This is a genomic window from Bradyrhizobium ottawaense (assembly GCF_002278135.3).
Taxonomy (GTDB): Bacteria; Pseudomonadota; Alphaproteobacteria; order Rhizobiales; family Xanthobacteraceae; genus Bradyrhizobium; species Bradyrhizobium ottawaense.
In genome coordinates, this window is the sequence record NZ_CP029425.2 from 2,294,717 (window position 1) to 2,308,169 (window position 13,453).

General features: G+C 64.8%; 15 protein-coding genes and 1 riboswitch. Of the genes, 4 read left to right on the forward strand and 11 right to left on the reverse strand.

Annotated features, from left to right (window positions below; all coding sequences use genetic code 11):
- Nucleotides 1–43 precede the first annotated feature (43 nt).
- Nucleotides 44–682, reverse strand: a complete 639-nt coding sequence (locus tag CIT37_RS10930; protein WP_095426032.1) for a glutathione S-transferase family protein — start codon at nucleotides 680–682, stop codon at nucleotides 44–46.
- 250 nt (nucleotides 683–932) lie between these two features.
- The gene (locus tag CIT37_RS10935) at nucleotides 933–1,454 is read right to left on the reverse strand and encodes a mismatch-specific DNA-glycosylase (RefSeq protein WP_404514759.1); all 522 of its coding nucleotides are present in this window, start codon (nucleotides 1,452–1,454) and stop codon (nucleotides 933–935) included.
- 53 nt (nucleotides 1,455–1,507) lie between these two features.
- Here CIT37_RS10935 and CIT37_RS10940 point away from each other — a divergent pair, with 53 nt between their 5' ends.
- Entirely contained in the window at nucleotides 1,508–2,014 is a 507-nt protein-coding gene (locus CIT37_RS10940) for a hypothetical protein (RefSeq protein ID WP_152036328.1), read from the forward strand.
- Nucleotides 2,015–2,178: 164 nt separating this feature from the next.
- Here the strand turns inward: CIT37_RS10940 and thiC are convergent, their stop codons facing one another.
- The 6 genes from thiC to CIT37_RS10970 all read right to left on the reverse strand — a co-directional run bounded on the left by thiC (nucleotide 2,179) and on the right by CIT37_RS10970 (nucleotide 7,881).
- Nucleotides 2,179–4,077, reverse strand: coding sequence for a phosphomethylpyrimidine synthase ThiC (thiC, locus tag CIT37_RS10945; protein ID WP_095426035.1), 1,899 nt, complete (start codon nucleotides 4,075–4,077; stop codon nucleotides 2,179–2,181).
- Between the two features lie 201 nt (nucleotides 4,078–4,278).
- On the reverse strand, nucleotides 4,279–4,887 hold the full coding sequence (locus CIT37_RS10950; protein WP_095426036.1) for a thiamine phosphate synthase: 609 nt from the start codon (nucleotides 4,885–4,887) through the stop codon (nucleotides 4,279–4,281).
- Nucleotides 4,874–5,656, reverse strand: a complete 783-nt coding sequence (locus tag CIT37_RS10955) for a thiazole synthase (RefSeq protein ID WP_095426037.1) — start codon at nucleotides 5,654–5,656, stop codon at nucleotides 4,874–4,876. The genes CIT37_RS10950 and CIT37_RS10955 overlap by 14 nt, the downstream gene beginning before the upstream one ends.
- Before the next feature lie 171 nt (nucleotides 5,657–5,827).
- The gene (gene thiS / locus CIT37_RS10960) at nucleotides 5,828–6,025 is read right to left on the reverse strand and encodes a sulfur carrier protein ThiS (RefSeq protein ID WP_028145578.1); all 198 of its coding nucleotides are present in this window, start codon (nucleotides 6,023–6,025) and stop codon (nucleotides 5,828–5,830) included.
- Nucleotides 6,016–7,026: an FAD-dependent oxidoreductase gene (locus CIT37_RS10965; protein WP_095426038.1), complete on the reverse strand. Its 1,011-nt coding sequence runs from the start codon at nucleotides 7,024–7,026 to the stop codon at nucleotides 6,016–6,018. Before CIT37_RS10965 ends, thiS begins: the two co-directional genes overlap by 10 nt.
- A riboswitch (TPP riboswitch) is annotated at nucleotides 7,014–7,142 on the reverse strand. (Overlaps the previous gene by 13 nt.)
- A gap of 181 nt (nucleotides 7,143–7,323) precedes the next feature.
- Nucleotides 7,324–7,881: a lytic transglycosylase domain-containing protein gene (locus CIT37_RS10970; RefSeq protein WP_028145576.1), complete on the reverse strand. Its 558-nt coding sequence runs from the start codon at nucleotides 7,879–7,881 to the stop codon at nucleotides 7,324–7,326.
- Between the two features lie 243 nt (nucleotides 7,882–8,124).
- Between CIT37_RS10970 and CIT37_RS10975 the strand changes: the two genes are divergently transcribed.
- On the forward strand, nucleotides 8,125–8,340 hold the full coding sequence (locus tag CIT37_RS10975; protein ID WP_028145575.1) for a hypothetical protein: 216 nt from the start codon (nucleotides 8,125–8,127) through the stop codon (nucleotides 8,338–8,340).
- Between the two features lies 1 nt (nucleotide 8,341).
- Here the strand turns inward: CIT37_RS10975 and CIT37_RS10980 are convergent, their stop codons facing one another.
- Complete coding sequence (locus CIT37_RS10980; protein WP_095426039.1) at nucleotides 8,342–9,664, reverse strand: ATP-binding protein; 1,323 nt, start codon at nucleotides 9,662–9,664, stop codon at nucleotides 8,342–8,344.
- A 14-nt stretch (nucleotides 9,665–9,678) separates the two neighbouring features.
- The gene (locus CIT37_RS10985) at nucleotides 9,679–10,464 is read right to left on the reverse strand and encodes a response regulator (RefSeq protein WP_028145573.1); all 786 of its coding nucleotides are present in this window, start codon (nucleotides 10,462–10,464) and stop codon (nucleotides 9,679–9,681) included.
- Between the two features lie 180 nt (nucleotides 10,465–10,644).
- Between CIT37_RS10985 and CIT37_RS10990 the strand changes: the two genes are divergently transcribed.
- Together CIT37_RS10990 and CIT37_RS10995 are read left to right on the forward strand one after the other, a co-directional pair.
- The gene (locus CIT37_RS10990) at nucleotides 10,645–11,145 is read left to right on the forward strand and encodes a hypothetical protein (protein WP_161966372.1); all 501 of its coding nucleotides are present in this window, start codon (nucleotides 10,645–10,647) and stop codon (nucleotides 11,143–11,145) included.
- A gap of 230 nt (nucleotides 11,146–11,375) precedes the next feature.
- Nucleotides 11,376–11,906 (forward strand): PRC-barrel domain-containing protein, encoded by a 531-nt coding sequence (locus CIT37_RS10995; protein WP_018318630.1) that lies wholly within the window; start codon nucleotides 11,376–11,378, stop codon nucleotides 11,904–11,906.
- A gap of 105 nt (nucleotides 11,907–12,011) precedes the next feature.
- On the opposite strand, the gene CIT37_RS11000 is transcribed toward CIT37_RS10995, so the two are convergent.
- A complete protein-coding gene (locus tag CIT37_RS11000) occupies nucleotides 12,012–13,223 on the reverse strand; it encodes an ABC transporter substrate-binding protein (RefSeq protein WP_095426040.1) in 1,212 nt (403 codons plus the stop codon).
- Nucleotides 13,224–13,453 lie beyond the last annotated feature (230 nt).

Here is a 13,453-nt window from a genome sequence, read left to right on the forward strand (position 1 = left end):
GATTATGCCGAGGGACATTCGCGCAGCCCGGGGCTAATCCACCCTACGACTGTGATGCAGCCTTGAACACCGCCAGCTGCGCGTCGAACGCGCGCCGGAACGCCGGCCGCGCTTCACCGCGCGCGACATAGGCGGCGATGTCAGGATATTCGTCCAGCAGGCCGGATGTGTTCAGCCGCCGCAGCACCGTCACCATCACGAGATCGCCGGCGCTGAAGGCGCCATCGAGCCAGTCGGCACCACTGATGTGGCGGGACAGTTCGCCGAGCCTGGTACGGACGCGCTCCTCGAGCATAGGCAGCCGCTCCGCGTACCAGCTCCTGTCGCGCTCGAACAGCATGGCCATGGTGAGCTCGACGATCGGCGGCTCCACCGTGCTCAGCGCGGCGAACATCCACGCGATCGCGCGGGCGCGGGCATTGGCATCCTTCGGCAGCAACCCGTCGTCGCGCTCGGCGATATGCAGCACGATCGCGCCCGACTCGAACAGAGTGAGGTCGTCGTCCTCATAGGTTGGGATCTGCCCGAACGGATGCAGCGCAAGATGCGCCGGCTGCTTCATCGCCGCGAACGAGACGAGGCGGACGTCGTAGGGCTCCAGCGCCCAGCGAACCCGCATGTCGCGCGCTTGGCCCCGGCCGCGGTCGGGGGAGCTTTCGAAGGCAGTGATGGTGGGGGGCATAAGTGGCTCCATGTGGCGCGCGTTTGGTTCGAGGACGAACGGGCAGCGCGGATTCCGACAACGGTTCGTTCCTTCTCCCGCGTGTAGCCAAACAAACGGTGTCGTCCCGGCGAACGCCGGGACCCATACCGCGTGATTTATCTGTTGCGGTTGGTCCCCTTCCCGAAACGAACAGTCTTCGCCAAACCCCTCCCTGTGGTTATGGGTCCCGGCGTTCGCCGGGACGACGGCGGAGTGTGACGCGCCGTTGTCAGCTCACCTCACGACCAATCCACGCCGCCAACTCGCGCCACGGCTCCAGAGTCCAACTCCCCGACGCAGCACCGGACGGCGAGGGCAGCACAAAAATCTCCGGCAAGCTTGCATCGCGCGGCTGCCGCCCCAGCGAAATCGCAGCCGATGCCCTGCCGTAAAACAAGCTCGCCGCCTTCTTGCTGGTGAACGCAATCGTCCGCGGCCGATACTTGTCCATCTTCGCCCTGAAGCCTGATACGTCGATCGTCTCCGCCGCGATCTGGTGATCCATCCCGGCGCCCGACTTGGAGAGATCGGTGAAGCCGATGCCGAGCGCGATCAGCGATGCGAACTCGCTTGGCTGATACCGCCGCGGCGTGATCCCGGCCTCATGGATCGCGCGCCAGAAGCGGTTGCCGGGATGGGCGTAGTAGTGCCCGACCGCGGCCGAGCGCGTCGAGGCGGCGGTGCCGACGAAGACGAGACGGAGGTTGGGGCGGAGTTGGTCGGGGAGGCGGTGGGGGGGTGCGTTCGACACGTCAGACATCCGCGGCTGTAGCTCGCATGAGGGAAGAGATATGCGGGACGACAATGACCTCGGATGTCGCTACTCTTATCCGAGCTAAGCTTGCTAGCGGTGAATTTGAGATGGCGATTGGTTTCACCCAACACCTTGATTTTAGCCCCATCATTGGATGGGAGCTCTATCAAGTGACGATCGACAAGTATCATATTATGTTTTGGTTCGAGAATGAGCATGCTTTGCTGAATGTGGCGGACCGTCTCTCATTCAAGTCCTCCGATGGCGCAGTCGATTTCTCTTACGATATCTACGGCACTCAAAAATCTCTGAATGTCGATCGCATTCTGCGGATTAAAGTTGCCGAGGCGCGAATTGTCAGTAAGGACCAGCTCGATTTGGTGTTTGAAAATGGAGACGTTCTGTCGATCTACGATAATCCGGAATTCAGATCCTGGTGGTTTCTCGGGGGGCGCCAAAACGACCCGATTAAGCACAGGACGAGTTGGTCATTTCAAATCGGGGATCTAGAGTTGGAGGATCTCACGGAGCAAGAGTACCAAGATCGACGCATCTAACGAGTCTCAAACTCTCTAACTCTGATACCGGACCCTTGCTCTCCAGTGCGCCGTTGGATCGTTCTGTGCCAAATGAAAGAGGCCAGGCTTTCGCCCGGCCTCTACGCGTCCGCGGATTACCGGATCGGCTTCCAGCGAAATTATGGGAGCGTGGCGGCTTTCCCTCACAGCACCCGATTACTCTCCTTCACCTTCTCCGCATCCAGATAAACGCTGCTGCCCATCTCCTTGAACTTCGCGCTCATCTTGGCCATGCCGTCTTCGGCGGTGCCGGCCATCGACATGCCCACCGAGTTCGGATCATTCAGCGTCGCCGCATAGTCCCGCACGTCCTGCGTGATCTTCATCGAGCAGAACTTTGGCCCGCACATCGAGCAGAAATGGGCGACCTTGTGGGCTTCCTTCGGCAGGGTCTCGTCGTGGAAGTTCTTGGCGGTGTCAGGATCGAGGCCGAGGTTGAACTGGTCGCTCCAGCGGAAGTCGAACCTCGCGCGGGAGAGGGCGTCGTCGCGGAGTTGCGCCGCCGGGTGGCCCTTGGCGAGATCGGAGGCGTGAGCTGCGATCTTGTAGGTGATGACGCCGGTCTTGACGTCGTTACGATCGGGCAGGCCGAGATGCTCCTTCGGCGTGACGTAGCAGAGCATGGCGCAGCCGAACCAGCCGATCATGGCGGCACCGATCCCTGAGGTGATGTGGTCGTAGCCCGGCGCGATGTCGGTGGTCAGCGGTCCAAGGGTGTAGAACGGTGCTTCGCCGCACTCCTTGAGCTGCTTGTCCATGTTGATCTTGATCTTGTGCATCGGCACGTGGCCGGGGCCTTCGATCATGACCTGGCAGCCCTTGTCCCATGCGATCTTGGTCAGTTCGCCGAGCGTCTCCAGCTCGGCAAATTGGGCGCGGTCGTTGGCGTCCGCGATCGAGCCCGGGCGCAGGCCGTCGCCGAGCGAGAACGAGACGTCATACTTGCGCATGAGGTCGCAGATCTCGTCGAAATGCGTATAGAGGAAGCTCTCCTTGTGATGCGCCAGGCACCACTTGGCCATGATCGAGCCGCCGCGCGAGACGATGCCGGTGACGCGGCTCGCGGTGAGATGGATGTAGGACAGGCGCACGCCGGCGTGGATGGTGAAATAGTCGACGCCCTGCTCGCACTGCTCGATCAAGGTGTCCTTGTAGAGCTCCCAGGTCAGGGCCACCGGATCGCCGTTGCACTTCTCCAGCGCCTGGTAAATCGGCACGGTGCCGATCGGCACCGGCGAGTTGCGCAAGATCCACTCGCGCGTGGTGTGGATGTTGCGCCCCGTCGAGAGGTCCATCACGGTGTCGGCGCCCCAGCGGATCGCCCACACCATCTTCTCGACCTCTTCCTCGACCGACGACGTGACGGCGGAGTTGCCGATATTGGCGTTGATCTTGGTCAGGAAGTTGCGGCCGATGATCATCGGCTCGAGCTCGCTGTGGTTGATGTTGCAGGGGATGATGGCGCGGCCGCGCGCGATCTCGTCGCGCACGAACTCCGGCGTGATGAAGGCGGGCACCGAGGCGCCGAAGCTTTCGCCGTCGGCGAGGGCTGCTTCCGCGCGCTCGAGCTGCTGCTTGCGGCCGAGGTTTTCGCGCGCGGCGACGTAGATCATCTCCTTGGTGATGATGCCGGCGCGGGCGAATTCGAGCTGGGTGATCTTGTGGCCGTCGAGGCCGCGCAGCGGCTGGTGATAGGCCGAGAAGGCGCGCGCGGCGTTGTCGGTGGAGACGCTGCCGTTGTCCTCCGGCTTGATCTGCCGGCCCTGATATTCCTCGACGCCGCCGCGCTCCAGCACCCAGGCTTTGCGATTGCGGGCAAGGCCGGCGTTGACGTCGATGGTGACGCTCGGATCGGTGTAGGGGCCGGAGGTGTCGTAGACCGGCAGGTTCGGCTCGCCGGCGCCTTCGGACAGGATGATCTCGCGCAGCGGCACGCGCAGATCGGGCGCGGCGTCGGGGGAGGCGAAGATCTTTCGCGAGGAGGGAAGGGGGCCGGTGGTGACGGCGGGGATGGTTTTTTCGGGGTTGGAGCGGATGTTCATGGAGATCCTCCGGTTTAATTCGTTGATGTCGCTGTGCGAGAGGCAATTACCGCTGTCATCCCCGCCTAGTGCGCAATCGCGCACGGGGGGCGGGGATCCAGTATTCCAGAGACTGTCGTGGGATACGGAAGAGCCGCGGCGTACTGGATCGCCCGGTCAAGCCGGGCGACGACGGCGGAGTGTGTGGAGAGAGCGTGCGCATCACGCAGCCTCCGCGGACAGGCCGAGCCACTGCCGCACGCGGGCATCGGGGTCAGCGTTTTGCGTGACGTCGCTGACCACCGCGATGGAATCCGCGCCCGCCGCAAAGATCTCCGCGGCTTGCTCGAACTTGATGCCGCCGATCGCGACCAGCGGAATGCTGCCGATGCGCTTCTTCCACTCCGTGATCTTCGGAATGCCCTGCGGCTCGAAACGCATCGATTTGAGCGTGGTGAAGAAGATCGGGCCCAGCGCGACGTAGTCGGGCTTTGCCTTGAGTGCGGTTTCAAGCTCGGCATCGTCATGGGTGGAGATGCCGAGCGAGAGGCCCGCCTCGCGGATGGACTTGAGGTCGGCTTCCGCCAGATCCTCCTGACCGAGATGCAGGTACTTCGCGCCGGCGACGACGGCGGCGCGCCAATAGTCGTTCACGACCAGCTTGGCTTGCGTGTCCTTGGTGATCCCCAGCGCGTCGGTGACGATCTGCAGCGCGTCGGCGTCGTTGAGCTCCTTGGCGCGCAGCTGGATGGTGCCGACGCCAAGCTTTGTCAGCCGCTCGACCCATTTGAGGCTGTCGACGACGGGATAAAATCGATCAGGATACGGCATGCCAGAACGGAGTCCCAACGACAGGGGTGGAGGGGGAGGCGAAGTCGCGGGCGTTCATCAGCCCGGCTTCATAAGCGGTGCGGCCGGCATCACAGCCGAGGCGGAAGGCTTTTGCCATCGCGACGGGATCGGCGGCTTTTGCAATTGCGGTGTTGAGCAGCACGGCGTCATAGCCGAGCTCGAGCGCCTCGGCCGCGTGGCTGGGAGCGCCGAGGCCGGCGTCGACCACCAGCGTGATATCGGGCAGGCGCTCGCGCATCAGTTTTAGCGCATCGCGGTTGGTTATGCCCTTGGCGCTGCCGATGGGAGCCGCCCACGGCATCACCACCTTGCAGCCGGCGTCGACCAGGCGGTTGGCGACCGAGAGATCCTCGGTGCAATAGGGGAACACTTCAAAGCCGTCCTTGATCAGGAGGCTTGCTGCTTCGACGAGGCCAACGACATCGGGCTGCAGCGTGTCGTTGTCGGCGATGACTTCGAGCTTGATCCAGCTCGTGCCGAACAATTCGCGGGCGAGCTTTGCCGTGGTCACGGCCTCGCGCACGCTGCGGCATCCCGCGGTGTTCGGCAGCACCGTGACATCGAGCTCCCGGATCAGATTCCAGAACGCGTCCCCGGTCTTGCCGCCGGCGGATTCGCGCCGCAGCGACACCGTGACGATGTTCGAGCCGGAGGCGCGGATCGCTTCCTGCATGATCGCCGGCGAGGGGTAGAGCGCGCTGCCGATCAGCAGGCGGGAGGCGAAAGTCTTGCCGTAGAAGGTCACCATGTTGACGGTGTCTCCTCAAATGCAGTTGTCATCCCCGCGAAGGCGGGGATCCATACCGCGTGATTTCTCCTGGGGCACGCGGGGAGAGACCGAGCTTCATAACCGCTCCGTGTGGTTATGGGTCCCCGCGTTCGCGGGGACGACGCGAGGATAGAGCGTGCCACCATCACCTCACCCTCCCTGCCGCGGCGTGATGATCTCGATCTCGTCGCCGGCCTTCAGTGCCGTCTCGGCCCAGCGGCTTTTCGGCACGACGTCGTAGTTGAGCGCGATCGCGAAATGCGTGCCCTCGTAGTCGAGCTCCGAGAGCAGCGCATCGACGCTTCCCGAAGTCACCTCGCGCTGCTCGCCGTTGACGATCAAACGCATTGCATCACCTCGTTGTCGATCTGGCCGCGCTCGACATAGGCAAGCGTCAGCTCGGCGAGCGCCGGCGCGATCAGGAAGCCGTGGCGATAGAGGCCGTTGACGGAGATCGTCTTGCCGCGAATGCCGATGCGCGGCAGATTGTCGGGATAGGCGGGACGAAGCCCGGAGCCGAATTCGACGATGCGGGCTTCGCCGAACGCCGGGTGCACGGCGTAGGCGGCGCCCAAAAGCTCCAGCGCGGAGCGGACGCTGACGCCGGTGTCCTCGGCCTCGATCGAGGTCGCGCCCAGCATGAACAGATTGTCCTCGCGCGGGATCACGTAGAGCGGCCAGCGCGGATGCATCAGCCGCACCGGGCGCGCAAGCTGCACTTCGCTGGTCTCGATCAGGATCATCTCGCCCTTGACGCCGCGAAGCTCGCTCTGCTCGTCGCGGGCGCCAAGGCCCCGGCAGTCGATCACGATGCCGTCGAGATCCCCGGCTGCGACGTCGCTGGAGAACTTGATGGTGCCGCCGGCGGCGCGGATGCGCTCGTGCAGCTGCGGCAGCACGCGGCGCGGCTCGACATGGCCCTCGGCCGGGAAGAACAGCGCGTCGCGGAAGCGGCCTTCCAGCGATGGCTCGAGCGCGGCGAGGCCTGAGGCATCGACCCGGCGGTGGTCCTCGGTCATGCGCGCAAAGCGCTCGAAGTCGCTGCGTTCGCGCGGATGGGCGACGACCAGCGAGCCGTTGAACGGCGTATCGGGCAGCTCGCGCCGCCAGAGGTCGAGCGAGCGCAGCCCCAGGCGGCTGATGATGGGTTCGGCGACCTCGGCCTCGCAATAGGGCGCGAGCATGCCGCCGGCCCAATGGCTGGTGGCGTCCGTCATCGCCTCGTCACCGCGCTCGTGCAAGGTCACGGCATGGCCGGCCTGCGCGAACAGCAGGGCTTGCCAGGCACCCGCGATGCCTGCGCCGATGATGGATACCGGTGAATCCTGTCGCTTGGTCGTTTGCAACATCCCTGTCCCTTCGCCGGCATGACCCGGATCAGGTTCAAAGGGTCACCGCGGTCCTGGGCGGTATTGCCCATTTAGCGGTATCTCAGCTCCTCCTCGGAGCACCCCTCGGAACGGCTCTAATGTAGGACAGTGGGGCGGGGTGGTCAACGCGTGTTGACGGGAACTGCAGCCGTGCCCCGGACGCAGCGCATCACGCAGGGGTGCGCTGCTGAGCCGGGGCCCATGCTGATGCAGGGATGCGGGGTCCCGGCTCTGCGCAGCAACGCTTCGCGTCGCAGCGCGTCCGGGACATGGGAGTTATTTCAGCGCCTGCGCCCGCGCGTTGCGGACGCGCTGGGCCAGCTTCTTATGCGGGACGCTGTCGAACATCGGCTGCGGGTTGCCATTCGGCTCGAGCCAGGGTTGGCCCATATTGCCCATATTGGTAACGCCCATATTGGCGATCTGCACGGTCTCCTGCCGCTGCCGCTTGGCGGCGTAGTAATAGCCGCCGGCGAAATAACGCACGGCCCGGGCGTGGTCGCCATTGGCGGCGCGATAGGCGCCGGCGAGATATTTCACGGCATAGGTGAGGTTGGTGTCGGGATCGCGCAGACCGGCGGCGTCGCCGGTGTAGCCGACCCCGCGGGCGGTCGCGAGCTTGATCTGCATCAGCCCGATGGTGCCGCCGCGGCCGACGAGGTGTGGCTGGTAGCGGCTCTCGCGCATGATCACGCGATGCACCAGCGCTTCCGGCACGCCGTTGGCGCGGGCATGAGCCGCGACCATCTCGGCATATTCAGCTTCACCCGCGATTGCGGCCTGCGGCAATGTCAATCCGGCCGCGAGCAGCGCGGCAATGCGTACAATTTTCATCAGATATCCCTGAGGTCCCCTAGAGTGACCTGCGCCCAGTCGTCGTTAGGCCTTCCGAACGCGGCGATGATGTGACCAAACGCCGCCATCGCCCGATTTTGCGGTGCCGAGCCGCTGTTACGACTCAAAGCTGGCGCAAGAGAGCTTCGGGGGCGGACGACCCCCGCTCGCGGCAGCACGCCTGTCTATTCGCGCGTGCCAGCGAAAGCGAGTAAGAAGACGCTGCAAATCGGGAGAGGTGCCATGACAAAATCAAACATGGCCAGGCTGTATGCCGGCGACATCCCCAGACAAAACCCCTGTGCCCAATGCGGCACGCCGATCCCGCAGCCTGACTGGATCGAGCCGGGTGAGGGGCGCGTCTCCTATCTCTGGAATTGCCACGCCTGCAATTATCGTTTCGAGGCCGTGGCCATCTTCGACGAGACCGCCATCGAGCACCCGCCGCTCGCGGCTTGAGTCAGGCGGCGAGCCGCGGCTGCTGCCAGAGCGGCAATTGCATCCGTACGATTAGTCCATGTGGGTTGCGGTCGTGCAGCGACAGCTCGCCGCCATGGGCGAGCGCGATAGCGCGCGCGATCGACAGGCCGAGCCCGAAGCCGGTGGATTCGTCCATGGTGCGCGCATCGTCGCCGCGCACGAACGGCTCGAGCATCTCCTGCTTGCGCGAATCTGAAATGCCGGGGCCGTCGTCCTCGACGTCGATGACGAGCGTGGTGCCCGAGATGTCGAGGCGGATCGTCACCTCGGCGCCAAAGCGCACGGCGTTCTCGACCAGGTTGGTGACGCCGCGATGCAGATCGTCGGGCCGCGCGGCGGCGGTCACGGACGCCGGCCCGTCATAATGCACGACATGGCCCATGTCGCCGAACTGGTCGGCGACGAGCTGGAGCGTGCTGGCGATGTCGACCAGAGTGACCGCCTCGACCTTGCGGTCGTTGCGCAGCAGCGACAGCACCGATTCCAGCATCGCGCGCATCTGGTCGAGATCGACCAGCATCCGCTTGCGGTTGCCCTCGTCCTCGATGAATTCGGCGCGCAGGCGCAGCCGCGTGATCGGCGTGCGCAGATCGTGGCTGATCGCAGCGAGCATCCTGGTGCGATCCGACATCAGGCGGGCGATCCGTTCATGCATGCGGTTGAGCGCGCGCGCCACCGAGCGGATCTCTTCCGGGCCGCGCTCCGGCAGCGGCTCCGCCCCGCCATCGAGGCTGAAATTCTCGGCGGCCTTGGCGAAGGACGACAGCGGAGCCGCCAGCGCGCGCGCCGCCCACAGCCCGAGCACGCTGACGCAGATGAAAGCCGACATCAGCGCCATCAGCCACGGCGCGCCCCAGAACCATGGCCGCGGCCCGCCCTCGACATGCCCGGCGATCATGGTGCCGTCGGGCAACTCGACGCCGACGCGGGATACTGTGCCGTCCGAGGTCAGCTGGACCGCCCGGTAGCCGCGCCCGAGATGACGGCGCATCCCGCGCAGGCGCTGATTGTCGTTCTCCTCGACGCTTGCGGTGCCGGGCGCGAGCATTTCGATGCCGAGCTTGGGGAAGGCGCGCGCGAGATCGGCGACGAGGCGCGGACGCTCGCCGGCCTCGGCCGAGCCGAGCAGCAGCGCGGCATCGGTCAGCTGATGCGCGCCGTCCGGCGGCGTGTCGGGGCGGTCGGGCCGGCTGATCAGGAAGGCGGTGGTGACGACGAGATGGAGCGCGACGGTCGAAGCCAGCACCAGCGCGGCGATCTGCCCGCCGATCCCCTTGAGGTGGAAGAATCCGAACGGCTTCATCGTCGGCGCCCGCTTCAACTGCTCAGGGGCGCCGCAACCGCTTCAGTGCTCGCTGCTTGAGGGCTTGCTGCTTGAGGGCCTGCGACCTGCGTTCGCGGCGTGAACAGATAGCCGCCGGAGCGCACCGTCTTGATGAGGGTGGGATCGGCCGGATTGGGCTCGATCTTGCGGCGGATGCGGCTGACCAGCACGTCGATGGAGCGTTCGAACGATCCGGTGTTGCGGCCCTGCGTGAGGTCGAGCAGGCTGTCGCGTGACAGCACGCGGCCGGGCCGTTCGCAGAACGTGCGCAGGAGATCGAATTCGGCGCTGGTCACCGCGACGCGCGCGCCTTCCGGATTGCGCAGCTCGCGCAGCCGCAGGTCGATGTGCCAGCCCTCGAAGGTGAGCGTGCTCGCGCCTTCGATCGAGCTTGCCGCTTGAGCCGCGGCCTGGCGGCGCAGCACGGCGTTGATGCGGGCGAGCAGCTCGCGCGGGTTGAATGGTTTCGGCAGATAGTCGTCCGCACCCATCTCGAGGCCGACGATGCGGTCGACGTCTTCGCCGCGCGCGGTCAGCATGATGATCGGCGTCTGCGCCTCGGCACGCACCTTGCGGCACAGGCTGAGGCCGTCCTCGCCCGGCAGCATGACGTCGAGGATGATGAGGTCGACGCGGTGATCGGCCATGGCGCGCGACATCTCGCGGCCGTCGCTCACGGCGGTGACGTTGCAGGCGTTGTTGCGCAGGTACTTCGCAATCAACGTCCGGGTTTCGCGGTCGTCTTCGACGACCAGGATGTTGGGATTGGGAATGGCCATGCGCTTTGTTTGTCCAGGATTCGGGCCAAATGGCGAAGATTTTTGTTTCGGATTGTTTCTGGTTGGCTTCCCGCAACAGGCGGCAATCGCGCCGTCGCGAAAGGGCAAGGTCTCGTTAAGGCCGTTAACCATAGCGTGGCGTGGTCCGCGACGAAACCCCGCAAAATCCAAGGAGCCATCATGACCTCGATTTCGGCGGCCTCCGCCGGCAACCACCAGTCGCCGCTTCAGCGGCTGCAGCAGGAATTGCAATCGGAAGTGTCCGCCGGCACGATCTCGTCTTCGGACCAGTCGGCGCTCTCGACGGCGCTGACCGACATCGACACGGCACTCCAGCAGAGCCGGTCGAGCGACCAGTCCAGCGGCACGCGCCCCTCCAAGGACGAGATGCAATCGAAGATCGACGACCTCATCTCGAAAGAGGTGTCGAACGGCACGCTGACCTCGGACCAGGCCGAGGAGCTGAAGAACGTGTTTCAGTCCGCCTACAGCTCCTCGGATTCGGCGTCGTCCACGGACTCGACCAGCAGTACCTCCAGCGACCAGACCACCGCCGAGATCCTCCAGCAGTTCCTGCAGGCGCTGCAGCAGTCGCAATCATCGAGCTCGTCCTACGGCGCCAACGGCGGCTCGTCCGGCAATTCCGACTTCTCCGCGCTTCTGATCGACTACAAGAGCTGACCCTGAGCGACGCGGGTCGGCGCGGGTCCTCGCCGCGATCGTGCTTCACCCAGGGCGCATGATCGTCGGCGGGGAACCGTGCGCCGCAAAATGTTCCTGGGTGACGCAGGAACAGTCCCTGCGAGGTTTGCGCGCTCGCGCATAGCGCGACGAAATTGCGGCGCGCACGGAACTGCGTGTGATCAGCGCTGTTTTCTCTACACGAGTTTTTCTGTGAAGGAGAGGACAACATGCTGACGAAATCCATCGCCGCCGGCCTCGCCGGCACCGCACTGCTTGCGACCGTGGCGTTCGCGCAATCGCCGACCGCCACCACCGACAAGGCGCCGACCGCGGCCACCGCGACGACGGCCACCACGACCGCTTCTGGCGAGTGGCGTACGTCGAAGATGTCGGGCCTGAAGGTCTATAACGAGGCCAACGAGAACATCGGCTCGATCAACGAGCTGCTGATGGACAAGAGCGGCAACGTCAAGATTGCCGTGATCGGCGTCGGCGGCTTCCTCGGCATGGGCGAGCATCTGGTCGCCGTGCCCTATGAGAAATTGAAGTTCGTCAACGAGGCCGTCGCCTATACCGGCACCGGCACGAACCCGGGCGCCAAGCCCGCCGCGTCCACCACGACAGGCGCTGCGACCGGCACCGACAGGCCGGCTGCGACCACGACGTCGTCCACCTCGAAGTGGTATCCGGACCACGCTGTGTTCAATGCCAGCAAGGACGAGCTGAAGAACATGCCGGAGTTCAAGTACGCGGAGTAATGCAGCCCGCGTAACTGCCTGAACGAAGCGCGCCCGGTTTTCGCCGGGCGCGCTGTCGTGTCTATTTCTTACCTCGTCCCGCTAGCGGGGCGAGGGAGACGGCTCTCAGTGCGTCACCAGCGGGCAGCCGCCCTTGTCGAGCGGACGGAAGGCCTCGTCGCCGGGCACGGTGGCGATCAGCTTGTAGAGGTCCCACTCGCCCTTGGATTCTTCGGGCTTCTTGACCTCGAACAGATACATGTCGTGGACCATGCGGCCGTCGATGCGGATCTTGCCGTTCCTGGCGAAGAAGTCGTTAACCGGCGTCTTGCGCATCTGCGCCATCACCTTCGGCGCCTCGTCGCTCTTGATGGCGTCGATCGCCTTCAGATAGTGCATGGTCGCCGAGTAGAGCCCGGCCTGGATCATGGTCGGCATGTGGCCGACCTTCTCGTTGAAGCGCTTGGAGAAGGCGCGAGTCTCCTCGTTCATGTCCCAGTAGAAGGCGTCGGTGACGATCAGGCCTTGCGTCGCCTTGATGCCGAGCGAATGCGTGTCGGTGATCTCCTGCAGGAGCGCGATCATCTTCTGGCCGCCCTGCGTCAGGCCGAACTCGGACGCCTGCTTCAACGCGTTGGTGGTATCGCCGCCGGCATTGGCCAATGCGACCACCTTGGCCTTGGAGGCCTGGGCCTGGAGCAGGAAGGAGGAGAAGTCCGACGAGTTGAGCGGATGGCGGACTTCGCCGAGCACCTTGCCGCCGCTCTCCTTGACGACGTTGGCGGCGTCGCGCTGCAGCGCCATGCCGAAGGCGTAGTCGGCGGTGACGAAGAACCAGCTGTCCTCGCCGCGTTTCACCATCGCCTTGCCGGCGACGTTTGATAGCGCATAGGTGTCGTAGGTCCAGTGCACGGTGTTGGGCGAGCAGGCGGTGCCGGTGATGTCGGACGAGCCGCCGCCCGAATTGATGTGGATCCTGTTCTTCTCGCGCGTCAGGGCCGAGACCGGCAACGCCACCGACGACGTCGGAACGTCGAAGATCGCGTCGACCTTGTCGTTGTCATACCAGTTGCGGGCGATGTTGACGCCGACGTCGGGCTTGTTCTGGTGATCGGCCGCGACCACGGCGACCGGCTTGCCGGCGGCCTTGGCGCCGTAATCGGCGACCGCCATCTCGACCGCGGCGAGCGAGCCCTTGCCGGTCGCGTCGGCATAGAGGCTCGACATGTCCGTGAGCACGCCGATCTTGACGACGTCGTCGGAAATCTGCGCCTGCGCCGTGCCGGACGTAGCGGCGAGGGCGAGACCGGCCGCGACGGCGGCGATGAGTTTTTGCATGGTTATTCTTCTCCCTGTGTGTTGTTATTCGGGCTTTGTTACGGGGACTGTTCTAGCGACAATCAGTCACGGCAGCTAAGCGGTGTGCGCCATAGCGGAATGCAAAAAGAGAAGGGGCGGGCGGTGTTCCCCTTCGCCTCTCTCCGCGAAGCAGGATCAGCGAGATCAGGATCGTAGGGTGGGCAAAGGCGCACTTGCGCCGTGCCCACCATCTCACCAACATTGCGATA